The following is a 22,906-nucleotide window of genomic DNA, read 5'->3' on the forward strand; positions in this document are numbered from 1 at the left end:
TGGTGGGTTGGTGCGTTATGGTCATTCATAACGTTTCGATAACACTCGCAGTGTTATGGGGAAACAGGTACTGCCGGGACTTCCAAACCACTCACCAGGGCAGTATTTAATCAAAGTCGAAATGCGACGCTGAGTGGTGCACGAGGATGGTCTAGGAAGACCTGAGCGCGGGAAGAGCAACTGGAGAATCATGATCCAGCAGAAGACCAAGAACTTGATCCGCCGCGGTGGAGCCTCGCTGGCCGCCGTTGCAGTTGCCGGCACCGCAATCGTTGCAGCTTCCGCACCAGCTAATGCCGCAGGCACCTGGGACAAGCTGGCTCAGTGCGAGTCCGGTGGCAACTGGTCCATCAACACCGGCAATGGCTACTACGGTGGCCTGCAGTTCTCGCTGTCCACTTGGAAGGCCTTTGGCGGTTCGGGCATGCCTCACCAGGCTTCGAAGGCCGAGCAGATTCGCGTTGCAACCAAGGTCCAGGCATCCCAGGGTTGGGGCGCATGGCCAGCATGTACCGCAAAGCTGGGCATTAGCGGTTCCCCTTCGGGTTCCGCGACTCCGCAGAAGCAGGCTCCTCAGCAGCAGGCAGCACCAAAGCAGCAGGCCGCTCCTAAGCAGCAGGCCGCTCCTAAGCAGCAGGCGGCCCCAAAGCAGCAGGCAGCACCTAAGCAGCAGGCAGCTCCGGTCCAGAAGCAGGCTCCCAAGCAGCAGGCAGCTCCAAAGCACGCTGCTCCAGCTCCAAAGGCACCAGTGTTCAACATTGACGTGACCGATTCGGGCAAGGACTACACCGTCAAGTCCGGCGACACCTTGGCTAAGGTTGCCGACCAGCTTGGCGTCAAGGACTGGCGTGGCCTGTTCGTCTTGAATGACGACCAGTTGAGCAACCCAGACCTGATCATGGTCGGGCAGACCCTGAACGTTCCAGCGAACTAATTCCGCAGAGCTTCAGATAACCCGCGTCGTGTATTTTTACGCGACGCGGGTTTTCCGTTTACCGACTGCCTGGATCGAAGTGGTGATTTTCCGCGTATAGGCTGAGGTTCATGCTGCATTCCGAAGATGAGCGCGTGGCCGAGGGCCATATCCTGGGTTCGGGGTTTACCGCGCACCGATTGCTCGAGACGGCAGGTGATTGCCCTGTTACTGGGCCCGCGGTTTGGTGGGCTGGTCTTTTGAACGCGGAGAAGCTCGCAGCTCGATCCGTTGGATTGGTGTGCTCCGCCCTTGATGATCTTGCCGCTGCCTCACCATGGCTCGCCACGGCGACGCCGGATATCGCAGCGGCCTTCGCGTCCTCTGCCCACTTGCGCATCGCGGGGCAGAAACCACAAGGTTTTGCTCGATATTCGGGATTCTACCGAACGGCCGACGGCTGGATCAGAACCCACGCGAATTACCCTCACCATGAACGCGCGCTCCACTCTGCATTGGGAACATCTTCGGGGATTGACATCGCTGACGCAGTGGCAAGCCTTTGTGCCCACGATGCCCAAGAACGCATCGTCGCCGCTGGTGGAATAGCCGCGCAGGTGCGATCCCGTCAACAGTGGCTCAGCTCGGCAGAGGGCCAAGCGGCCGGCAGCGGGCACTGGGCTCAATTCCGCATGCGCCCAACAGGTTCGGCTCCGGTCTGGAAATTTGACCCGCGTGCAGCAATGCCCCTTCGAGGGTTGAAGGTTCTGGATCTCACACGGGTTATCGCTGGCCCCACCGCAACCAGGACGCTGGCAGCCCTTGGCGCACAGGTCTTGCGCGTGTATGGGCCGCTGCTCCCCGAATTGCCTTGGCAATATGTTGATACCGGATTCGGCAAGCGCAGCACGCTGCTGGATTTGAAAAACGCAGCAGGGCAGGCGCGGATCCACGAACTGCTGCAGGATGCTGATGCCGTCCTCTTGGGCTATCGCCCCGGGGCTTTGGCCAAGGCAGGGCTTGGCGGGGATGAATTAGCCCAGCGGTACCCGCAGCTCGTTGTTGCTGAATTAGGTGCGTGGGGCTTCGAAGGACCCTGGGCCCAACGGCGCGGGTTCGACAGTATCGTGCAAGCTGCCACCGGCATCTCGGAGGCTTACCGTGGTAACGGGCAATCACCGGGCGCATTGCCGGTGCAGGCTTTGGACCACGCCACTGGCTACGGGCTCGCTGCTGCCGTCATCGCTTTGGTTCGGGCGCGCAGTGTCCAAGGGCGTACCGGGTCGGTGCGATTCTCCTTGGCTCGGACCGCTCATGCGCTGTTCGCCTTCGACGCCCCGCAACGCCCCGCTCAATTCGACGGTGGCGTGCGGCTGAAGCGGGTGGAAAGTACTTTCGGCACCCTTGAGTACCACGCTGCCATCCCAATCTCGGTGGCAAGGGACCTACCGTCGGCGTTCCTATTTGCTTCCATTGTCCTGGCGAGGTGGCTCCGAGCTGGACGGGTGCAGTGTGTCTTCATCCTCCTGGACTACCAGGAACCCTTGTTCATCCAGTGGGCTTTTCACTATTTGATCCCTTGTAGCTGCATCTCATGGGCGGAGACATGCCATCACGGTGTTGGCCAGGTGATTTTCCGGCAGTACTTCCCCAGGTGTCCAAAATTTTTTGTCCAACCCGCAACGGGGGGGGCTTGCACTCACCGTCTATACAATCCTGATTCTACGCTTGCAGATGGAAATCATTGTCTGACAGAGCACTTATGCAAAGAGAATGTTCTGAAGTGAATCATCTGTACATCTACTGGGTCCTTTGTGGCCGATTATGAAGAGAAGCAGCACAAATCAAAATTTCACACTCTGGTTATTTGCTTCCACCATTTGAAATTTAATGTTGTGATGGTGGAGACCCCTACTAGGGGCATCATCAAACTTCATTCCAGGAGACTCACACTATGGCACTAAAGCTGCCTGCGGGGCATACCCCTAGATACGAAAATTTTGAAATCGCCGGAGTTTCGGATGAAACGATCCGTGAGGGCCTTGAACGAGCCCTCTTCGGCGCAACTGATGAGCGAAAACTACAGCTCGTCGAAGCCTTGTCGGATGCTGGTATCCGCGACATCGACATGGGCTCAGGCATCCAGGAACCAAAGTTCCTGCTGCGCTGCCTAGACGCACAGCAGTACTTTGGCCGCATCCATCCGGACACGAAATTTGTTTTCAACCTGACACTGAAGTCTTGGGAACCAATTTCTCACATTCTGGCCAAGCTTCCCACGGATTACCTCTCGCAGATCCAAGTTTCATTGGGAATGGTCGAGTTCCACGAAGAAGAAGACCTCCTCACCAAAGTCCACGGCCGCTTGAGCGAAATCGGAGTAGGATCATTCCGATCGAGCATTTTGAACGCCTTCTCGACTCACATCGAAGAAGAACGGTACGAGTTCATCAGCCGCCAAATCCGACGAGTCAGCGAACTCGGTATTGATCTCGTCCGTGTGAATGATTCCATCGGTTCCTTGATTCCCGACGCAACCGCCATTCTGGCAGCAAATCTGACCCGTGATTTCCCTGCCACCAACTTCTACCTTCACTCTCATGATGATCGCGGTCTGGGGCTAGCAAATTCTCTGGCATCAATTTTCAACGGTTTCCAGATTGTCGAAGGCGGTGTCGCAGGCTTCGGTAACCGTGCTGGACTGGCAAACCTCGAAGTTTTGAGCAAGATCTTCGAAGAACGCGGCATCACAGTCAAGGGAACTCCCCTCGATACCCAGAAACTAATTAAGGTCGCTTCCCTGGCAGAAGAAACTTTCTTGGTTGCGCCATCGGTTTACCGCCCTGTGAGCGGCATTTTGACTGAGGAAGAAAACGCGGGAATTGTCAATGTGCCCGACTTCTTGGACATCGAACGCTCGGTTCGTTACTTCCTCAATCCAGTCGGTCTATTCCCCGACACGATCGAACAGATCCTCATTAATGCCGGGTTCCCACAGGAACAACTTACTGATCCTGGATTCGTTCAAGCCATCATTGATCGCCTGAACGATAAACTGCAGAACCACCTCTACCCCCAGAAAGAGGCGCAGTACGCGAAGGTCATGCAGACTATCCATGACCTACATAGCGATGTTGTCCGCCTCGACGAGGTCCAGAGCGTGGCAATGGAACTGCTTCAGGAACGAGTTGAGGTCAAAGCATGAAAATCGGTGTTGTAGGAGCCGGGGGCGTCGGCGCATACTTTGCAGCAGTGCTGACGCGCGCCGGGCATGAGGTACATATTGTCGCCACTGAACGCCACATCGAACCTGTTCGTCTCAAGGGTTTGCAGGTAACGACAGGGGACGGCATTTCGGGGTTTACTGTGCAACCAGCAAGCATCACCACAGACGCTGCTCAGATTGGTGAATGCGATGCTGTGATCATGGCTAGCAAAGCGGGGCAAGTAAAAGATGTCCTGAGCACAGCATCGGCACTTATCGGTCAAGACACTGCTGTATTACCCCTTCAGAATGGTGTGACTGCCTCCCAGCAAATCACGGAGGCAGTAGGTGAAGGTCATGCTTTGGGCGGTGTTTGCATGATCATCTCGTACCTAGTCGAGCCAGGTATCGTGCACCATGTCGGAGGTCAACCAGCGATTACTCTCGGAGAATTGGACGGCAGCGTAACCAACCGAGTGCGCGACCTTGAAATTGCCCTGATCGAAGCACACGTTCAAGCCATAATTTCGACGGATATCGTGACAGACATGTGGCGAAAATTCATGCTGATCACATCATATGGCGGCGTTGGCGCGCTGTCACGTGAACCAGTCGGCCGCACCCGAACCAACGAGCTTAGCCGAAGCCTTGTCCAGGATGCGATGAGGGAGGTCGCCCGGCTTTCAACTGTTGCCGGCGCCACACTTGACGAATCAGATGTAGCCAAGATGATGGATCAGTACGATGCTTTCAAGCCGGATAGCACTGCCTCGATGCAGCGTGACTTGGCCGCGGGCCGACCTTCAGAAATCGAAGAGCAAAGCGGCGCTGTAGTCCGTATCGCAGCTGCGCACGCAGTAGAGGTGCCAATACACAACACCATCTATCGTGCATTGAAACTACTTGATGGAGCTAACGAACTCATCTCATGCTAGTTAATGTTCTTCTCAGTGTTCTGCCGCTGTTCCTTATTATGCTCATTGGCTTCTTCGCTAGTCGTTCAGCAAAGTTCGGGACAGGGGCAGAACCTGCCATCAGCGCCTTTGTTTTCTATATCGCGCTTCCTGCACTACTTTTCAAAGTCGTCGCTGAAGCACCACTGGACGATGGCATCCCACCGGCATTTCCAATAATTGTCATTGTTTCCTGCACGATATTCGCTGTCTTCAACATCTTGATCAGCAGGTTATTACTACGGCAAAACAAGCCCAAAGCGCTTCAGTATGCGCTGAGTTCCGGTTACGGAAACGTCGCCTACCTAGGTGTGCCAGTTGTTATCGGACTCGTGGGATCACAAGCGGGACTGGCCGCCGGAATCGGCCAATTGACCCACAACCTATACTTCATGCTGCTCTACCCGGTGCTGTTCCCACTGCTAGCCGGGGGACAATCCCGCGGATCCAATGGCGCAAAAATAAAAGCAGCAGTCGATAAAGCGATTCTCAAGAATCCTGTGGTTTGGGGAATTGTTGCTGGCCTACTAGTAGCTTTGGCGAAAATCGAACTTCCAGCTCCGGTTGTGCAGACAACTGACTTACTCGCCGGGGCAGCAGCGCCAGGTGCACTCTTTGCCATCGGTCTCACGCTGAGTCGAACTGTTAAATCGTTGAATGAAGGACGAATTTCAGTCCTACCGCTGATCACGGGCACGGCCAGTAAACTGTTAGCACTTCCGCTCATCACGGTCGCTATCGCAGCGCTTCTTCCCCCAATGTCAGGAGATTGGTATCAGGCTCTGATTTTGATGGCCGCCATGCCGACCTCCGCCACCGCCTTCATATTGGCGCAAGCAGAGGATGAGAACTCGGAAGCTACGGCCACGACTATAGTTCTTACTTCAGGATTAGCGATCATTACTATCCCGGTGATTTCAATGCTTTTCTTGGCGTAGTTCGAACGGTAGCTGCTGGTAGATGATGACCACCTATGCAGGCAAGTTTCGGTGTTATGGAAGCACCACAAGTTGTTGTTCAGGCTGTATCAATATGTGGTGTCCGTTATTTGCCGCCTGATGGGGACATACCGTGTGCTGTGCCTGAAGCCGGCCGGTAGCTGCTGCGTGCTGTTTGGGTTTCTGGCGGGATAAGAATCAGGGGTGCGGAAATTGTCACGCGCGTCTATCTGGCCAAGGCTGATAACGGTTGATCTGTTTTTATGTATTTCATGCTCGAGGATTGCTTAGCGTTGAACATACTATGACGTTTACAAGTTCCTTAAATGCGGGCACTGGCAGGCCATAGGCTGAACTCAAGGCACCTTGAACGTACTCTCACGAGCATTAACGAAAGGGGTAATCACCTTGTCAGCCAGTAGCCATCAGATCCTTGTTTCGGTTCATCGCACTGGGTATGCCCCGGACTTCCTGGGAACTAGCGTAGCGTTGCCGCTCTTGGACACTGAGGCTTCACAAGACGCGGTGCTGTGGGACGGGTCAAACGTCATTCCTTATACCCACTTTTCCCTGTCACTGAGCAAGTCCCGCCGGTTGGCGCGCTGGGTTGCCTGGAACATCGACGGTGCTTCAACCAAACGATTGAGCCGTTCGGGCATTGATTTCGCCAAGGGCCCTAGGCTGCCTGAAGGGTTTCAATCAGGCAATGAGCTGTATCAAGGCAATCGGCTGGATCGTGGACATATTGCTCGTCGTGCGGATCTGGTGTGGGGTGAGGTCACGGATGCGCAGCAAGCTAATGAGGATTCCTTTTTCTACACGAACATCGCGCCGCAAATGGATGACTTCAACCAGAGCAGCCAAGAGGGGATTTGGGGTCAGCTAGAAAATGAGCTCTACGAGCAAGTTGATGTTGAAGAGCTCAAGGTGAGTGTCTTTGGCGGGCCGGTCTTCCAGCATGGCGACCAGGTGTATCGCGGCGTTGGTCTGCCTTCGGAGTACTGGAAACTCATTGCTTTCAAGGAGGGCGGCGTGCTGAAAGCACGAGCTTTTCTCTTAACCCAAGATCTTGATCAGTTGCGGGCTGCACTTGCCTTTGATGAGTTCAGGGTCTATCAGGTCTCGGTGGGGGAGTTAGAGCGGCACACACGGTTGGCATTCGCAGAGACGCTGCATCTTACTGATAATCGTGTTGTTGTGCGGGCCGAGGAAATGGTTCCGCTGAACTCGACCGTCGATATTACTTGGTGATGGTAATTCTGAAGTTTGATGAGAGGTCCAGGTTGACCATCTAAATCTACATAGGTAGCATGAGGGTATGGAACGTTTGACGAGGCGCACCCCTGCAACAGCTGCTGTTGTTGGTGCGCTCATGGAATCACCTGAGGCGATCTGGGGTCTTCAGATTGTGAAGATGACCGGGTTGAAGACGGGAACGGTTTACCCGATTCTGGAACGCTTGGAGGATGCTGGCTGGATTACGAGCGAGTGGGATACGGATCTGTCTCGCAAGGGGCCCCGCCGGCGGTACTTTAAGTTGGAAGCGGAGGCTGTTGCGTATGCCCAGGAGTACGTCTCTACCCAGAGACCGAAGCCCGTTGTGGGTGCTGGTTTTCAATCCAGGAAACTCGCATGAGTCAGACGTTGCTAGTACGAGCGCTTTTTCGACTGTCGCTTTTCGTGACCCCTGCGCATCTGCGGCAGGCGCGTTCTGAGCAATGGAGGGCGGATCTTCGGGATTGCAGCGAGTTGGATATCCCGTCGGCTGACGTCGTCACCGGAGCTCTTGTGGCCGGCACTCGTTTGAGAATTGCGCATGGATTCGCTTCACTGTCCGTCCCCACCCCACTCAAAGAGGAAAAGCAATGAAAATTCTGTTACCGACTGCCCTTGTTGCTGCCGTACTGGTACTCGGAGGAGTTGCGGGAGCTTCAGCAATCTCGAATCACGAGGTTACGCAGATCACTGTCCCCGCCGGAATGATTCAAGAGAATGCTCGAACCACCCCATCTGATCCGATGATTATTGATGGCGTAGAGGTTTTAGGAGGGGGCGAAGTAGCGCCTACGTACCAGGGCGAATAATTGACTTGGCAACAACTTGCCTCACACCTTAAATCTACATAGCATGAGATCGACGTATGTTGTATGCGTTGACCTCTCGCTATTTTCAAAGACCTTTCATGAAACGAGCCACATTAGCTGCGAAGGCCGATCGAGGAGCATTCAAGGGTCAAGCGTACAGCGAACTGGACAAGCTCATGATGCTGATCGGTGCACTGACCCGACGCGCGGTACTCGTCTCCAACGTAGAAATAATGGACTTCAACGGCGACGGAACCGACGCAGTAGCCTACTCAGAGGTTGAAGCGGAACCGCTCACCCTCGAAGGTCGGCTAAACGGCAAGAACCCGTGGCGCGCCAAGGACATTGAGCACTGCGAAGAATCCAGCATCGAAGTGCAGAGCATCGCGGTCTGGTGGTCAGGCGTCGCAATTGCGACACCTGACCGCCAGTGAAGTAAATTTCTGCGCGTTCCATATTGATCATTTAATATCCGAAGAAACAGCTCTACTGTAAACATGCTTGCTCGATGTCTTCGGAAATTTCTGCGAAGACGCATCGACGGTGCGTCATGCTGATCTTCGGGAAGAAACAGCACCCTCAACAAGAACCAAGATGCGTTCGTCAGAGTCGGCCATTTCGATAGCCTCTTCAATGTGAACTGAGAACAACCTCCATCGCCCGTCATCCTCAGAATCAGCTCTTGGATCCCATAGTGGAGGGTGGGCAAAAGTTGAGACGTGTCTAATAATTGCAGACGGACTGTCCGCAAATTCAAAGCTCCGACTGCCATTATCAACTGTGATGAGCACATGTGGCTTGTCTGATCGGTTAGTGCTAGATACAACCGCATAGCCCTCTAGTACCTGAGCCAACCTTTCAAGTACAACTACGAGACTGTCAGTCATCACAATCTCACTTTGTACTCTTAGGGATGACGGTAATTACACGACCATCGCGCGCGTCAGCGGCAATATCTGGATAATTGGTGTAGATAGTTTTGCCATCGTATTTCTTAAGCTGAACGATTCCACGAATATTGATAGTTCCGTTGGAAGGTCTCGGCGAGACACGGTAAGGGTTTTTTACCGTAGTTTCCATGGTGAAATCTACGAAATCTCTCCAGTTCGCTCCTACCATTGCAGCTAGAGGGGCCCATCGCTTCTGCTGATCCGCACCCAGCATGTGTCGGTATCCCCAGCCGCTCGTGCCACATCTCAGGACAACATTGTTCCGAATCGGTGTAGTAGGAACAAACACCCGAACCGTCTTTTGGACGTCTTTAGACCAGTTGGAGTGGCAGGCCGCCCAGGTTTTAGCCTGGTAGCCTCTTGCCGCAGTATTGAACTGATACGGTTCAACCTTCTCACCGTTCACCCAGAGACTCAAAGAGCCTTTTTCGACTTCTTCATGGAGTACTTCGGCTTGTTTGATCGTGAGATCGCCCTCTTTGGAAACCGCTTGAAGAATTTCAGAATTCTTCGAAGTAGCTGAGTCCTCTAACGACGTCACCGCTTGAGCCGGCAACGCCGAAAATAGCAGCACACCGGTGGTGGCAATCGCGATGTTTGCCCGTGTTTTCCAGCTCTTCTTCATTGTCCTCCATCGAAGGTAACCAATCGAGTTTGCCGACGAAAATACGGTATTACATAAATTGATCAAAGACTACCCATTCGAGAAATAAAAATATCTTCTGTCAACTCAAATGAACAAGCCAACTGTCGTTCCATTCCTTCATCTCGGCCAGGCTGGTTCTGCGTGAAAGGACGCGCCACAGGCACGATCCCCTTTGATGACCCACGGGTCGTGGATGGGTTCGGGAAACTCGCCCGCTGCAGCTTCAGATGTTTTTCCACGCGTTTTCCATCTCACCGCAAGCGTAAGCAACGCGGGTTGGGAAACTGACCCCTGTTCAGTTCGAGGCTAGAATGATCGAGCCTGTCGCTCTGGCAGCATAAACCTTGGTGTCAACTAAACCTTCAGCAGACCCCTTCCCTATCGATTCGGTACGCATTCCGGGTGGCTTGAGGCGGCTTTGGATACCGGTGCTGCTGTCGTTGTTCCCGACTGCGGGTAGTACATGGGCCAGCATCCGTCGGTAACCCCATACTGATGGGATGGCGACGACATTGACTAGACGTCGCTGGAAAACGCGGTGAAGGACCAATTAGCGTTGTCCTGCGTACCAGGAATGAACTCAGGGGAGCGCAAGGGACAGCGAATGGCCTTGGCGGAAGCGCATCAGCGAATCTACTCGAATTTGCTAGCGAGATAACAACCTGCTCCCTAGCCCAACGACTACCGTTCTGGTGCCTAATGGGGGTAGATGCTATGTTTTCGGCAAGCAATTCGGTGCTTAACCAGAATTGCTCAAAGGGAGTCCTTGTCGTCGATGCTCCTTCATCCCTCTGCGTCTTTACCGCGGAATCTGGCTCGGGTTTGGGTCTCGGCGCTATTTGGGAAGATCAGAATAAGTCCCTAACGTTCAGGATGTGTTCATACCTGAGCGTGCACTCTCGTGCGCATAGGTATTTTTATGTCAATACAAGTACACTTTCGTGTAATAGTGCAAAAGAGTATTTTATGCCGACGAAGGAGGCCTCTATGCGGTTGCAGAACCCGTTCTCCGCCTTGAGCTCAACGGGAATGGACTCTCAAGTCCTCACGGTCCTGGCTCGGAGCGAGCAATACCTGACGATTCCCGCTATCCATCGATTGCTACCCGAGGAGGGTTCCTCAACAGGGGTGCGCAAGGCCCTCTCCCGATTGGTGGAACAGGGGGTCATTCTCGAGCAGGTGACGGGCAGGACCCACGCATATGCACTGAATCGGGAGCACCTACTGGCAGATGTCATCTTGAAAATCGCCAATTCCAGAAGGGAGCTGACCTCACGAATCCAAGATGCCATCAAGCGTTGGCCGGTCAAACCTGTAACAGCGAAGATCTTCGGTTCGGCAGCCCGAGGAGAGATGCGGTCGGGCAGCGACATCGACATTCTTATTGTGATGCCCGATGAAACACCAGACGCTCTGGATGACGAGTTGGCCGGAACCCTGGCTGGTCAAGTCACACGTTGGACGGGCAATGACGTGCGGCCGTTGCTCTATCGCGCCGCCGAGGTGAAGGCAGCCCCGATATTTGACTCCATTATCAAGGAAGGCGTGGATATTGCGGGGGACCCGGGGTGGCTGCGGCGGGCGGCGCGTAGGCATAAAATTTCTTCATGACTCCTAAGCGCGACAGCATTAAGACAGTGGATGCCGGGAAAGCTGAGAGGCAGGGCCGACTGAACAAGGCTCAGCAATTCCTTCAGTCTGCGGATGACCTACGTGGGTTTTACGAGGACGACTCGGTCGTGGCTGACACCGCAGTGACCTTGTACGTGCATGCGGGGATTGCAAGCCGTCGCCCAAGCCCTGGCAACGCTACAGGTCGCGATCAACGCGACCTGCTGGATGGAAACCCTACCCGAAGCCGAATCAACCGCGACGAAACCAGGGCATCGCGGTTAAGCCTCCTGCCCACCTGTGCACAGCAAAAGCCCAATCGCTGCGCTGCTTTTCCTGCACCCACGTGGACAGCAGGAACCAAACGACCTCCCGCACACAAGCCACAAGCTGCGGTACCTGAGTTCTCCTTCGACGGCGGATCGTGGCCCGTGCATGGCCTCTGATAAGCGAATATCACTTGCCAGGCCACGAGGAACACCTATCATGGGCACATCATCTTAAAGGAGTAAGACCACGTGGAGGTATCAGAGTTAACCCTTGGCGCTGCTGGGGTTCGTATGATGCTAACTGTGAGAAAGCTCTAACAATGACAGTTCGTGGAGAAAAAAGATCCTTGGGTCCATCGCAATCGTAACCTGTCGGAATTCATTATCAGAGATCTTCGCTACCGTAACTAGATTGTTTGCTTGGAGGACTTAGGATTATTCTATGGAGACATTTAAGCGTCAAAGGTATGTTGATTACCTAGTGAACGAACGTGGGTATGAAGCTCGCCTAACTCCGTGGGGAATCTATATCGAATATCCCAATTTTGACGATAATGGCACGGCGGTCGTCAAATGGAGGGTTACGGAAAATGAACTTGCCGGTTTGAACGGGATTAGAATGCCGCGAGGCTTTACCGGCGGCGAACAGTATGCGTTCTCGGAGTTGATAGCAGCTCTTCATACTTTCACTGGTTCACGGGGAACCATGTACGGGGCAAGTATGAGAATAGAAGCAGAAGACTGAGAAGGGCTATGGCGCACATGCGCCATAGCCCTTCTTGTTAGAACTTACCAGCGAAGCTTGATTATTTACCGCAAGCTCGGTTCACACTGTCGGGATGAGATGTGATGAGACGGGAATTTGTGGCTGAAACTGATGCCGTGACGCCGACTTTTTTTATGATCCGCCCACGGGAATCTCGAAGTTCATAAACCCCACCGTACCGAATAGTTTTATTGCCGCTTTGGTATTTCTTTAGGCATGACCATTTTAAGGCTTCGTTTGTTGCCCAATCCGCGAAGTCCCTCCAGTTCGCACCTAAGGATTCCGCCTGGTTGTTCCAGTCGTTCATGTGGCCAGCTTTGATATGCCGATAGCCCCAACCGATATTTTTACCTTTGACGACTTTGTTTGTGCCACAACGTAGATAGGCTGTACGTCCCGAGACCCCTTTAACCGTTTGCCTACTGAAAGTTCTGACGAGCTTTTCGTTCTTATCGAAAACGCCACAGGGTGACCAGTATGCTGCGGGTTGCGCGACCCCTAACTTCTGTTCAATGTTGTCAAAGTAGAACCGTTCTCCACTTTCCCCGACAGCATAGGCTGGGACTGCCTGTGTTTCTACGAAATTTTCTGGCTCCATCTGGGCTGCATTAGCTGGCGCGCTCAGCAACGAGCTACCTAGCAGAAGAGCGCCGAGAGCAATTGAAGTGATTTTTTTCAAAAGTTTCACCCATCGATCTGTTGGTTGCCTTAGTCAATCATATTGATCAGCTTATACTGAGCTTTAACATTTAATCCGTATTTGACGAGGTATTGAGCGCAATTAAAAAATTTTGAACAGTCGATGCTTTGAGTAGTGTAGATGATTCAAAAACGATCGTTTTTGGCGTCCGTTTAAGGCCCCTTCACCGGGCATTTTCTCGGGCGGGGTATATGGGAATCTGAAATCGTTGAAAACTCGGAGTTTCGAAAAATTAACAAGTCAACGGATCGAGTGTCCCGTATGGCGACCGGCTTGCGGGACGTCCCCGTGGAGCTTCCCTCTGCGGAGCGGCAAGGCGTGAGCGCTAGGCTTGTGGGATGGAAGAGGTTCACCTGGCTGGAGGCAACGCCACCGATGGCGTGGTGCGCGTCGGCTCCACGGTACGTAAACCGTGGTCGGCAGCCACTCCGAGTGTGCTCGCATATATGAGGGCTGTGCGCAACGCAGGCGTCGATGTGCCCGCGGTATATGGGCAAGACGCCCAGGGACGACAAGTGACAGAGTTTGTCCCCGGTTGCCTTGCCATGGACTCGGGGCCATTATCGCTCTCAGAGCTTTCCCGGGTAGGTCGCCTGGTGCGCACTATCCATGATGCCAGTGCGGCCTATGAGCCGGACTTCGGATCAACTTGGATCACACACATTCCGGCGCCCGGGGCCGACCTGATCTGCCACAACGATCTGGCCCCGTGGAATCTCCTCATCGGAGACCGATGGGTGTTCATCGATTGGGACGCGGCCGCACCTAGTACACGCCTATGGGATCTCGCATACGCCGCGCAGTCCTTCACGCTAAACGACGCATCGGCCGACCCTCATATGGCCGCACAAGCACTGGCAGCCTTCATTGACGGCTACGACGCCGACGAAGAGCTCCGGGCAGCGCTGCCCTCTACGATGTGGCAACGGACAACAGCTATGCACGAACTGCTCAAAAATTCCCATGCCAGGGGAATCGAACCGTGGGGGACGATGTTCACGACTGGCCACGGTGACCACTGGAACACCGTGACCCAGTTCGTGAGGAACAACGAGTCCCTTTGGCTCGAAGCGATCCGGACTGTTCGATAGACCTTCGTCTTATGGGAATGGAACAGCAGTTCCCGAAGGAAATCTAGTGGGTGGCGCTAAGGTGATCACATGATGACAGTTATTTCAGCCCCCGGTGATCTCGTTGTCGCAACCAATGATGGCGTGGGCGTACGGTTTGCCGGCATCGAGTCGATTGCAGATGTTCCGATCGTTTCCGCCGAATGACTGGGAAGAGAGGGCCTAAGGATCTACTTTCAAGGGATTCGCAGCCATGAGACGTGGCAACGCGACGTTCGCTACGAAGAACAACTGGTGCAATGGGCAGACCTGAGGAATCGTGATGGGGCGGAAGCTGCGGGAGACGCGCCTTCAATGCCCGGCCAGCTCGTTCTTGGACCGGTTGGAGCGGTCATCTCGGACGACGTGGGAACCACATATCGATTGAGTGCCGGACAGGTCGCCGGTAGCGCGACGGGGTGGGAGTCCACCTGGGTATATCTTCCCGAGCCTCCGAAGGCGGCGCAGATCCTCACCCTTGAATTCACCCTCGATGATGAACTAACCGGCAAGACATGCCAAGTACGACTGGACTGACTCCGAAATTGCCCGTTTAGGGTTCCTCAACGGGCGGTTCAGAGTGCGCGATCTCGCCTTGCCGCAGGGCCGAGAGGACAAATAGAAGCGCTTATTTTTGAAGATACTCTCCATCAACATCCGAAGCTCCGATAGGTTTGTGGCATGAATAACCTTTCGATTCGCATAGCCACCCTTGATGATGTTCGGGCTATCCGGTCTATTGGGATTCTTACATGGCCAGCAACATACCTTAGTTTCACGAGCCCGGATTTCGTCATGGATAATCTCAATACATGGTGGTCACACGACTCGGTCAGTGCTTCAATCACTGATGATACGACGTACGTTGCTCTGCAGAATGGCGAAGCCGTTGGCACTCTAACGGTCGGGCAGTTTGAGGGCGAACCTGTTATATGGAAAATTTATGTGTTGCCGGAATCCCATGGCCACGGCATCGGCACCAAACTGATGAACACAGCATTGGATGCTTTCGGCCGCACGCACGATCTAAGGATCGAGTTCGTGAAAGGCAACTCGCCGGCTCAGGCATTCTATGAACGGCGTGGCTTCAGATTCGATTTCGAAGAAAAAATGGCGGAGGGGGTGGCTACAGTCTGGCTTCGGCGACCAACTGGCCGGGTCATCTGAGGACTTGAAACGTTCCCACAGAGGGTTTCTCTTACGAGATCTCTCGCGGGGCATTCGATTTACGTCTATGAATTCACTTTACAAGATGTAAACTGTCTTTATGGCCGATCCAACAAATGCAACTAATTCACTCGACGCAGCCGACAGTGCACAGCAACGCGCCCTTGCCGACGTAAGTTGGTTCCCATGGGCATGTCTTCTCTTGGGGTTGGTAGTTATTCCCGGTGGAATCGTCGTTCCGTGGGGTCTGCCTGCTCGGCTCTACGTCGTCGGTTTTTCTTTGGCCTTGATACTCGGCTTTACTTGGTTTATCGGAAGAATGCGGGCCACGCCACGTGGCGGCAGGAACGCCCTGAACATATCGGTCGGTTGCTGGTTCGTTCTCAATGCGGTTATCGGTGCACTCGGTAGCACCGTTCAAAGCTTCTGGCTAGGCATGGCGCTTTCTGTTGTTGCCTCGACACCATTCTTCATGGCAGCGGCGAAGTTCCGCTCAGGCGCAAAGGCCACCTGATGACCCATGCGAGATTTGAGTTGGATGTTCTCATCCACTCACCCGTTCGTTTTTCTATCATGGGTTATCTGCGGTCCGTCGATGAATGTGAGTTCAACATCCTGCGTGATGCCGTGGATCTCTCCGACTCCAGTCTTTCCCAGAACCTCACACGTCTTGCAGATGCGGGTTTCATAACTATTGACAAACGCCAATCAGGCCGCAGGGTTAAGACTTGGATTGCCAGCACAGACGAAGGCGATCAAGCACTCAAACACAACTTGGAAGTGCTCCGAAACATAGCGGGCGCTGCACACAAGAAACGCACAAACACATAATCCCCGCTACAAAAAGTGGACGTGCCCCAACGTCCACCATCGATTGATGCCCCTGACCCGTTTAGGGTTCCGTATATGAGAGCCAATTGGGTTCGCTACCGTTGTCGATTAAATCCTTCGCTTTCATAGAGAATGAAGTATGAAAGATGGATTCTATTTCGATCTCGTGGATTACTCTGACGTCACAAATGACTCCGCAGGGATATATGCAGTTGTTTGCCACCTGTGGGAGATCACGGACAGCATGCCGGAGGTGAGAGAGCCCAATATTCTCGATGAAGCAACAACACGCGTGCAAGCGTTGGGAATGATACCAACTGTTATCGGTCTCCCAGGGTGGCAGGGAAGATTAGATAATCCAGCAACGTCTCTCGCCTGGTTTTTCAACAGCGGGTTTTACGTATTCGAACTAGATAACGGCGTGATGCAGTCTTGACGGTTGGCCGTTCTTTTTTCCTTGCTGCGATGCAAGTGTCCCAGTCAAGGTTCGTCTTAAGGGACAGGTCGAGAATTCCTGCATGATTACCCTCGAACGGGATAGATTGTGAGCATGAGTGAAGAAAAAATCAAGGCAACTCTCGTGGATCCTCGATACGTCAGTCAGGAAAATACAGATCCCGTGTATCGGGTAGATTTCTGGGACGAAAATTGCGCCAGCTATGAGAACCGCATTGAAAATGCAGAAAGCATCGTCGATGTCCTCGCATGGGCAGAAGCAAACCGCCACGGCCGCTATGCCGTGGTCTGGGTCGAATACATCTATGAAGGTGGAACTGGCATGGTTCGGCTTCACGGGTGGGAACCAACAGGGCCGGGCTCGCCTTCTGCCAGTGACCCTTATTTTCGGCAGTAATCAGGCACGGACTGCAGAATGTGGCGGACAAAACGCATTCCATGCCATTAAGATGGCCGCTAAGCATTCCTCTGCTGGAAGCGCACGTAGCGTTTTTTAGCGCTGCGATCCGAACGTCAATTGTTCATAGCCCTCGCAGGTTTAACCGGCATTGGGGTTGCTTCCAAGGAGACGTACAAGAGATGCTTTTCGCGGAGCACCGAACGGCTTCTCGGGCTCGGAGTCCATTTCTGCGAACAGTTCGAAGGACCGCCCATTTGCGTGTTCCTCCACCCAACCGAGCGCCTCAGATACGTCCTGCACCTCAACCAGTACAAAAGCATCTAAGTTCCAGCCGTACCCAGGACGAGGTTGTTCCCAAAAATTGACTCGATAACGGGGTGAATCATCCGAGTCACGTGGTTCCGCGTGAACTGTTTCTATGGCGCGCATGGGACCAATATACAAGCATGCACCAGTACGCTACTGGGAAATCCTGTCACTCTAGTTGCCTGCCATCGACCATGGATACTTTTCTACAGATAGGGAACCACACAGTGGTTTCTACCTAGTCGCCATTCCAGGCCATCCACATCGATTATGACGAGAGGAATAAGATCCTTTCGAGACATGCGTTTGCGCTGTTCGACGTGAGCTCCTCCTTCAAGATAGACGCGGGTAGCAATGCACAGTCTTCGAAGGTCATCTTCTTTATCCTCTTGCACGTCCCCATAGTCGAACATAGTTGCGCCTACCCTCAACTCGGGAATCCAGACATCCACCCACTCATAAGTGGCCCGGAAAATGGCTGCGCGTTCAGTTCCTAACGTGGACTTCACTTGGATAACGTGCAGATACCCGTCGTCTAGAGAATCCTCGGGTTTTACGATGAAATTCTGGTCAAAGGTTTGAGCAGTAATTCGGTAGAGCATGGTTTCGATGTCAATGGTCACGCTCAAAGCCTCTCACGCAATGCGTAGGATTCCTTACCTTGCAAAAACAGGATTCCATACTTTCCAGAACTGATCGTATTTGGTGTCCCAGTCAAGGTTACTGCTGCGGGCGCTTTCCCTCCGTCTCGTTGGTTCGCCGCCCGTTATCTTTTTGATAGTCCCTAAAAAGAGGATCATAGGGACTGTCGGCCGACCAATCTCGGCATGGTGTCTTGCCCCTGTCTAACCAATGATCCGGGGGGTGTTGCCACCGAGATTGGGATGGCAGCGTGGTGATTGCTAATTAGGGGCGCGGCGCCAAGACACTGGACGCCTGTCATAACGTGGATGTAAGACTTCGCTACCGACGGTTGGTCGACCTTGAACAAGAACTAGTTCAAAGGAGCACTAGCCATGATCACCGCGGATATCGATATTTTCCTCGGGCTGGACGTAGGGAAAACCGACCACTGGGCCTGCGCCGTCACCAAGGACGGCACCAAAATATGGAACAAGACCCTGCCCCACGACGAAACCAAACTCGTCTCGGTCTACCAGAATCTCAGTGCCAAAGGCACCGTCCTGATCGTCGTGGATCAGCCAGCTACCATCGGAGCCCTCGCTGTTGCGGTCGCCCAGAACCTCGGTATTCCGGTGGCCTACCTGCCCGGATTATCGATGCGGCGCATCGCAGATATGTATCCTGGAACGGCGAAAACCGACGAAAAAGACGCATTCATCATCGCGGACGCGGCCCGCACCATGCCGCACACGCTGCGCAGCATCCAGGTCTCTGATGAGGATGAAGCCACCTTGTCCATGCTCACCGGATTTGATCTGGATCTAGCCAGGCAGATCACCCAAACCAGCAACAGGATCCGTAGTCTGTTCACCCAAATCCACCCGCCACTAGAACGAACCCTCGGCCCATGGCTGGAACACGATGCGGTACTTGAAGTCCTCGCAGCCTGGCCCACACCAGCCGCACTGAAGCATGCCGGCAAAGCCAGGATCGATGCGAAGCTGAAGAAATACGGTGCCCGCCGGCACGCGGCGTGGGCTTCAACCATCATTGACGCCTTGGATGAACAGAGCGTCATCGTGGTCGGCACTGAGGCCGCGGGACTGGTGATCCCTCACCTCGCCCGGCAGCTGGTCTCGTTGCATGCCCAACGCGTAGACGTGGCCACGCACTTGGAAACCATGGTGGAGGCCCACACTCTTTACCCGGTCCTGACATCCATGCCAGGGATCGCTGTCAGGACCGCTGCGATCATCATCGCCGAGATCTCCGGCAAGACCTTCACCAGCGCCGCAGCGTTGTCTTCCTACGCTGGTTTGGCACCGACCACGCGCCAGTCAGGGACTTCGATCAAGTCCGAGCGAGTCAGCCATTCAGGCAATAAACGATTGAAACGTGCGCTCTTCCTTTCGGCGTTCGCGTCCATCCGTTTCGATCCAGCCAGCCGGGAATATTACGACCGGAAACGAGCTCAAGGTAAACGCCATAACCAGGCGCTCATCGCGTTGGCGCACCGTCGACTGACGGTCCTGTTTGCGATGCTCCGGGATGGCTCACTTTATGATGTTCCGGAACTGAAAATCGCTTGACTTTATACATAGGGGCCCCCCTAGTGGTAGAAGGGCACTTTTTGATTCGGCTCGACACGGACGATGTCAAGACGTGGTTCGGTCAGTAGCGGGTCGATCAGCGCCTTTTCAGCCCCGATGCCAGCCCAATGGGGATCAACGTCTGAGGTGATGCACCAAGACTGGTCCGAAGGCCAGATGAACGCAGGGTGCGGCATGGTGTGACCCGTTTCAGTCTGCCACGAGTCTTCGATCGCACCGGATACGAAGTCCTGCAGCGAGACCCTGCACAGGTAGTACTCACGGTTCGGGACCACCACATGGGACGTGCGCAGTACCCGATCGGGGAACGAGTCACCACCCCAACCGTCCCATATCAGCAGGTATCCCTCGGTGGACGAGCTGGTGGGCTGCAGTAACGTCCCCACCGTGATGCGGAGCTGATCATTGTCTGAGAGGGTGTCATTCCAGCGCGCAGCATCATTTTCGGGCTGACCCTCGTAGGTTGGATCGGGGATGAATCGCAGCCGCGCATACGCCGGGAATCCCGGCGGGCCCAGCGTCACCAGATTCCACCAGTGCTCAACGCCGGTCGTGATCCATTTTGCGGCCTCTTGGTCGCTGCAAGGAAATAACATCACCCCTCCATTCTCCTGCCCGACAGTCTAACGACTAGGGGATGCCCATTCCCGTTAGCCGTTCGGTTACCGGGACTGCTCGTCTCTGGCTTTCTGCCCTTCAGGCAGGATATCGAGCATGATGTACATCAGATTGCACTCGTGGCCTTCCCCGGGAGGCGGATTCTTCAGCTCGTGCTCCAACCGAGTGCGGAGCGCATCACCGGTCTCGGGCCACGGCACAAAACTTGTAGGTCCGGTGTATCTCCCGAGCTGGGCATACCCCTTGGCGCACAGGGCCAAGGCAGATCCTGTGGCCTCTGCAATGGCCTCGTCCTCCGTCAGGACGCTTCCCTTGGCTTCGTTGATGATCCCCATGATGTGGAGGAAAAGGACCCAGTCGTCTTCACCGTTTTCGATGATCTCAAGTTCGATGTCGTTCAGCGGATCAGCCATGGAGCCTCATCGACTCGCGGCTAAATGGAAGGACCCTTCTCATTCGCGTTCCCCTTTGCCTGGTCATTTCGATCACCGCAACCTGCACCGAGCCGTCCTGGATCAGTTGAAGGAGAGTCTACCCATCCCGGAGGACCGTCTTAGAAGAAGATCCTCCGAATCCCGTTCTCGGTGCGGATGGCCGGCCAACGAAATGTCCGGTGAAGGTTCCTCATACGGACGGCACGACGCAGATTGGGGGACTTCGGAAAGGTATGGATGACTCTGGGGGCCGACACCCGTCATTGGTATTTTAGCTAAATTTCTTAAGTTTCCACTCGGGTCCGTAGCTGCTCTTTGGTGAAGTTGATACCGGCACGGGAGAGCAACTGCATGCGTAATCCGTCGATGTTCCAGCTCACCCATCGGGCGAACTTGCGTGATCGGCTCAACGCGAGGGAGAAGTGGGTGTAGTCGATGACGGGAGAGTCGTCGAGCTGCACTAGATCTTCGGCAATCTCGGAGTTGGCGGTGGGGAGGTCAAAGGCCGTGGTGAGGAAGTGCAGGTGAAATCCCGCGGACTCACTGGACAATTCTTTCTACCGACTCATGGATGGCACGTGCGATTTTCTGGATTCGGCATTAAACATGGAAGCATCCTGCAAAGACCGCGGGATGCTTCCATGCGAAAGAGTCTGTTGAGACATGAACAATCATAGCCCCTGTCGTTGCAGATGAGGTCTCTCCCTCATGGGGATTCAGCAATCCTGGACGGCTCCGACGATATCAACCATCACCAGCACCGCGACAGAAACCTCAGCCGTGTGATGCAGACGATCAGAATAATCAGGGGTTTGACCTCAGACTTTTCTCTATAGTTCGGTTACTCTCGCTATTTCATCAAACTTGATGGTGACTGACTCCGCTGATCCATCACTTATCATCAGATCGGCTGTCTTCTCAAACGAATTCCAGCGTGCCGTCACTTGGACAGCACCGACAGATTCCAAAGCCACTGTCCCAGACCCGTTGGAAGATGGAATGCTCACTTCATGGCCGTTGACCGTTACTGAAAGGTTCGCAGGAACTTTTACGGTAAAACAATCATTTTTTGCACAAACATCCATGACGGCATCCACAGATAGTGACTGGGATGTATCTGAAGTTGAGCAACCAGCTGCGATCAGAGCAAATGATGCAAGGGCTAATCCCTTTGCCCAGGTGCGTCCTAGCATCGGTAAGACCCGGCTTGGCTTGATTTCTGCCATAGATTTGAGCTCGTATTCCATGAGATTCCGATTGAAGACTTACCTATACTAAAACCGGTCAGCTTTGTAGAGTTCCAAGAATGCCCATATTTCGCAAAAGCTTGAAGGCATTTAGTTGAACTCGTGGTTAGCGTATAGGTCAAAGTTCCTTTATATGTAGGACTGTGTCCGTAAAGCGCGCCGTAGCCCCAATCCTGGAACGCCCAACCCGCACCATATTGATTGTTGGTTTCCAGCCATCCAGTTTTCTCACACTTGTTATAGCTGTTGCACCCCACAAAGGAAACACCCTTGTTGGTGACGGCGCGGTTGAACGTAATTGCTAGCCCGTCGGGTCCACCGATCTGAGATTTGCCGCGTGGACACTCGGAAAAGGGTGCATTCTTCCAATTGTATCGAGCATACGCATAAATCTTTGTCCCAGATTTTACAATCTGGGGGCGAGAAATATTTATGTCACCTGCACTCGACGAAGGCTTGGTAACACGGCACCCGAGCTTGGCCGGTTCAGCTACCCCAAGAAGAAAATCGCTGGGTTTTACTGTCACTGGGATTGTCGCCAGAGTTTCTGCCGGCTCCGAAAGGCCCAGCTCATTCATCTTGGCTGACGTTAGCTGATCGAGAGTTACCAACAATGACACTTCACTGCGGAATGCCTCCTCTTCAGCACTCGTACGGTCGTCTGCACTGAAAGGTACAATCACCCCGTTTGATAAAGTGATCGTCTTCGGTGACGGATTGTCTTTCAGAAGAGACGCAGATTCGGCTGCTGGAATAGGCGAAGCGCTCTTGACATCGCTTAGGTTTAGATCCGTATCTTGTGATGCGTAAGAAGGCATCGCAGCCATGGTCAGCGCCAATGTCAGCCCAGAGACAAGCATCGTCATTAGTCCCTTCAAAGGGTCCTCTTTCAATTAATAGCCAATTCCAAGTAGGGACCACGTCCGCTAGTGCAAGTTCTGACTGCAGGTGGCGCCTCGGAATACGAACGTATTTGAACCGTCCCGGAAATCATGCCGCCGTCTTATGTGCGGCTGCGTCGGGTAACGAGCCTGTCATTTCATCATAGTAGACTCGCTCAAATTCCTCT

Annotated in this window: 26 protein-coding genes; 18 read left to right on the top strand and 8 right to left on the bottom strand. The window is 53.9% G+C overall.

The features are described 5' to 3' along the window. The first annotated feature begins 190 nt into the window (after positions 1-190). The 8 genes from ACIQTS_RS16530 to ACIQTS_RS16565 all read left to right on the top strand — a co-directional run bounded on the left by ACIQTS_RS16530 (position 191) and on the right by ACIQTS_RS16565 (position 8,527). Positions 191-934 (top strand): transglycosylase family protein, encoded by a 744-nt coding sequence (locus ACIQTS_RS16530; protein ID WP_105661631.1) that lies wholly within the window; start codon positions 191-193, stop codon positions 932-934. A 110-nt stretch (positions 935-1,044) separates the two neighbouring features. Then, a complete protein-coding gene (locus ACIQTS_RS16535) occupies positions 1,045-2,700 on the top strand; it encodes a CoA transferase (RefSeq protein ID WP_402473925.1) in 1,656 nt (551 codons plus the stop codon). A 167-nt stretch (positions 2,701-2,867) separates the two neighbouring features. After that, on the top strand, positions 2,868-4,118 hold the full coding sequence (locus ACIQTS_RS16540) for a hypothetical protein (RefSeq protein ID WP_402473926.1): 1,251 nt from the start codon (positions 2,868-2,870) through the stop codon (positions 4,116-4,118). After that, positions 4,115-5,053: a ketopantoate reductase family protein gene (locus ACIQTS_RS16545; protein WP_400291438.1), complete on the top strand. Its 939-nt coding sequence runs from the start codon at positions 4,115-4,117 to the stop codon at positions 5,051-5,053. The genes ACIQTS_RS16540 and ACIQTS_RS16545 overlap by 4 nt, the downstream gene beginning before the upstream one ends. Beyond that, positions 5,047-6,009 carry an AEC family transporter gene (locus ACIQTS_RS16550; protein ID WP_402473927.1) on the top strand — a complete coding sequence of 321 codons (963 nt, stop codon included), beginning with the start codon at positions 5,047-5,049 and terminating at the stop codon, positions 6,007-6,009. The genes ACIQTS_RS16545 and ACIQTS_RS16550 overlap by 7 nt, the downstream gene beginning before the upstream one ends. Before the next feature lie 498 nt (positions 6,010-6,507). After that, positions 6,508-7,260 (top strand): DNA/RNA non-specific endonuclease, encoded by a 753-nt coding sequence (locus ACIQTS_RS16555; RefSeq protein ID WP_402473928.1) that lies wholly within the window; start codon positions 6,508-6,510, stop codon positions 7,258-7,260. A gap of 67 nt (positions 7,261-7,327) precedes the next feature. After that, positions 7,328-7,645: a PadR family transcriptional regulator gene (locus tag ACIQTS_RS16560; RefSeq protein WP_400291433.1), complete on the top strand. Its 318-nt coding sequence runs from the start codon at positions 7,328-7,330 to the stop codon at positions 7,643-7,645. 546 nt (positions 7,646-8,191) lie between these two features. Then, complete coding sequence (locus ACIQTS_RS16565; RefSeq protein WP_400291432.1) at positions 8,192-8,527, top strand: hypothetical protein; 336 nt, start codon at positions 8,192-8,194, stop codon at positions 8,525-8,527. Between the two features lie 460 nt (positions 8,528-8,987). Here the strand turns inward: ACIQTS_RS16565 and ACIQTS_RS16570 are convergent, their stop codons facing one another. After that, positions 8,988-9,668, bottom strand: a complete 681-nt coding sequence (locus tag ACIQTS_RS16570) for a hypothetical protein (protein ID WP_400291431.1) — start codon at positions 9,666-9,668, stop codon at positions 8,988-8,990. 1,008 nt (positions 9,669-10,676) lie between these two features. On the opposite strand from ACIQTS_RS16570, the gene ACIQTS_RS16575 reads away from it, so the two are divergent. Then, positions 10,677-11,300, top strand: coding sequence for a nucleotidyltransferase domain-containing protein (locus ACIQTS_RS16575; RefSeq protein ID WP_402473929.1), 624 nt, complete (start codon positions 10,677-10,679; stop codon positions 11,298-11,300). Positions 11,301-12,011: 711 nt separating this feature from the next. Beyond that, positions 12,012-12,314, top strand: a complete 303-nt coding sequence (locus tag ACIQTS_RS16580; protein WP_013350251.1) for a hypothetical protein — start codon at positions 12,012-12,014, stop codon at positions 12,312-12,314. 61 nt (positions 12,315-12,375) lie between these two features. On the opposite strand, the gene ACIQTS_RS16585 is transcribed toward ACIQTS_RS16580, so the two are convergent. Then, entirely contained in the window at positions 12,376-13,023 is a 648-nt protein-coding gene (locus ACIQTS_RS16585) for a hypothetical protein (RefSeq protein WP_096257432.1), read from the bottom strand. Positions 13,024-13,373: 350 nt separating this feature from the next. On the opposite strand from ACIQTS_RS16585, the gene ACIQTS_RS16590 reads away from it, so the two are divergent. The 7 genes from ACIQTS_RS16590 to ACIQTS_RS16620 all read left to right on the top strand — a co-directional run bounded on the left by ACIQTS_RS16590 (position 13,374) and on the right by ACIQTS_RS16620 (position 16,995). Next, entirely contained in the window at positions 13,374-14,126 is a 753-nt protein-coding gene (locus ACIQTS_RS16590; RefSeq protein WP_402473930.1) for a phosphotransferase, read from the top strand. A 333-nt stretch (positions 14,127-14,459) separates the two neighbouring features. Next, positions 14,460-14,681, top strand: coding sequence for a hypothetical protein (locus ACIQTS_RS16595; protein WP_400291423.1), 222 nt, complete (start codon positions 14,460-14,462; stop codon positions 14,679-14,681). Positions 14,682-14,939: 258 nt separating this feature from the next. Next, positions 14,940-15,311: a GNAT family N-acetyltransferase gene (locus tag ACIQTS_RS16600; protein WP_400291421.1), complete on the top strand. Its 372-nt coding sequence runs from the start codon at positions 14,940-14,942 to the stop codon at positions 15,309-15,311. Between the two features lie 100 nt (positions 15,312-15,411). After that, entirely contained in the window at positions 15,412-15,825 is a 414-nt protein-coding gene (locus tag ACIQTS_RS16605) for a hypothetical protein (protein ID WP_400291419.1), read from the top strand. After that, positions 15,825-16,142, top strand: a complete 318-nt coding sequence (locus tag ACIQTS_RS16610; protein ID WP_400291417.1) for a transcriptional regulator — start codon at positions 15,825-15,827, stop codon at positions 16,140-16,142. Before ACIQTS_RS16605 ends, ACIQTS_RS16610 begins: the two co-directional genes overlap by 1 nt. 139 nt (positions 16,143-16,281) lie before the next feature. Beyond that, positions 16,282-16,578: a hypothetical protein gene (locus tag ACIQTS_RS16615; RefSeq protein ID WP_400291415.1), complete on the top strand. Its 297-nt coding sequence runs from the start codon at positions 16,282-16,284 to the stop codon at positions 16,576-16,578. A 114-nt stretch (positions 16,579-16,692) separates the two neighbouring features. Continuing rightward, positions 16,693-16,995, top strand: coding sequence for a hypothetical protein (locus ACIQTS_RS16620; RefSeq protein ID WP_400291413.1), 303 nt, complete (start codon positions 16,693-16,695; stop codon positions 16,993-16,995). Positions 16,996-17,510: 515 nt separating this feature from the next. Here the strand turns inward: ACIQTS_RS16620 and ACIQTS_RS16625 are convergent. Then, positions 17,511-17,927 carry a hypothetical protein gene (locus ACIQTS_RS16625; RefSeq protein ID WP_402473931.1) on the bottom strand — a complete coding sequence of 139 codons (417 nt, stop codon included), beginning with the start codon at positions 17,925-17,927 and terminating at the stop codon, positions 17,511-17,513. Between the two features lie 393 nt (positions 17,928-18,320). Between ACIQTS_RS16625 and ACIQTS_RS16630 the strand changes: the two genes are divergently transcribed. Next, positions 18,321-19,517, top strand: coding sequence for an IS110 family transposase (locus ACIQTS_RS16630; protein ID WP_402473932.1), 1,197 nt, complete (start codon positions 18,321-18,323; stop codon positions 19,515-19,517). Positions 19,518-19,537: 20 nt separating this feature from the next. On the opposite strand, the gene ACIQTS_RS16635 is transcribed toward ACIQTS_RS16630, so the two are convergent. The 5 genes from ACIQTS_RS16635 to ACIQTS_RS16655 form a co-directional block, all read right to left on the bottom strand. Next, the gene (locus tag ACIQTS_RS16635; RefSeq protein ID WP_400400561.1) at positions 19,538-20,137 is read right to left on the bottom strand and encodes a hypothetical protein; all 600 of its coding nucleotides are present in this window, start codon (positions 20,135-20,137) and stop codon (positions 19,538-19,540) included. A gap of 63 nt (positions 20,138-20,200) precedes the next feature. Beyond that, positions 20,201-20,569: a hypothetical protein gene (locus ACIQTS_RS16640; RefSeq protein WP_133833155.1), complete on the bottom strand. Its 369-nt coding sequence runs from the start codon at positions 20,567-20,569 to the stop codon at positions 20,201-20,203. Between the two features lie 305 nt (positions 20,570-20,874). Further along, a complete protein-coding gene (locus ACIQTS_RS16645) occupies positions 20,875-21,141 on the bottom strand; it encodes a hypothetical protein (protein ID WP_400291409.1) in 267 nt (88 codons plus the stop codon). A gap of 279 nt (positions 21,142-21,420) precedes the next feature. Next, the gene (locus ACIQTS_RS16650) at positions 21,421-21,816 is read right to left on the bottom strand and encodes a hypothetical protein (protein ID WP_013350275.1); all 396 of its coding nucleotides are present in this window, start codon (positions 21,814-21,816) and stop codon (positions 21,421-21,423) included. Continuing rightward, the gene (locus tag ACIQTS_RS16655) at positions 21,777-22,703 is read right to left on the bottom strand and encodes a hypothetical protein (RefSeq protein WP_400291407.1); all 927 of its coding nucleotides are present in this window, start codon (positions 22,701-22,703) and stop codon (positions 21,777-21,779) included. Before ACIQTS_RS16655 ends, ACIQTS_RS16650 begins: the two co-directional genes overlap by 40 nt. Positions 22,704-22,906: the final 203 nt, after the last annotated feature.

This window comes from Glutamicibacter sp. NPDC090743 (assembly GCF_044769125.1).
Lineage (GTDB): Bacteria > Actinomycetota > Actinomycetes > Actinomycetales > Micrococcaceae > Glutamicibacter.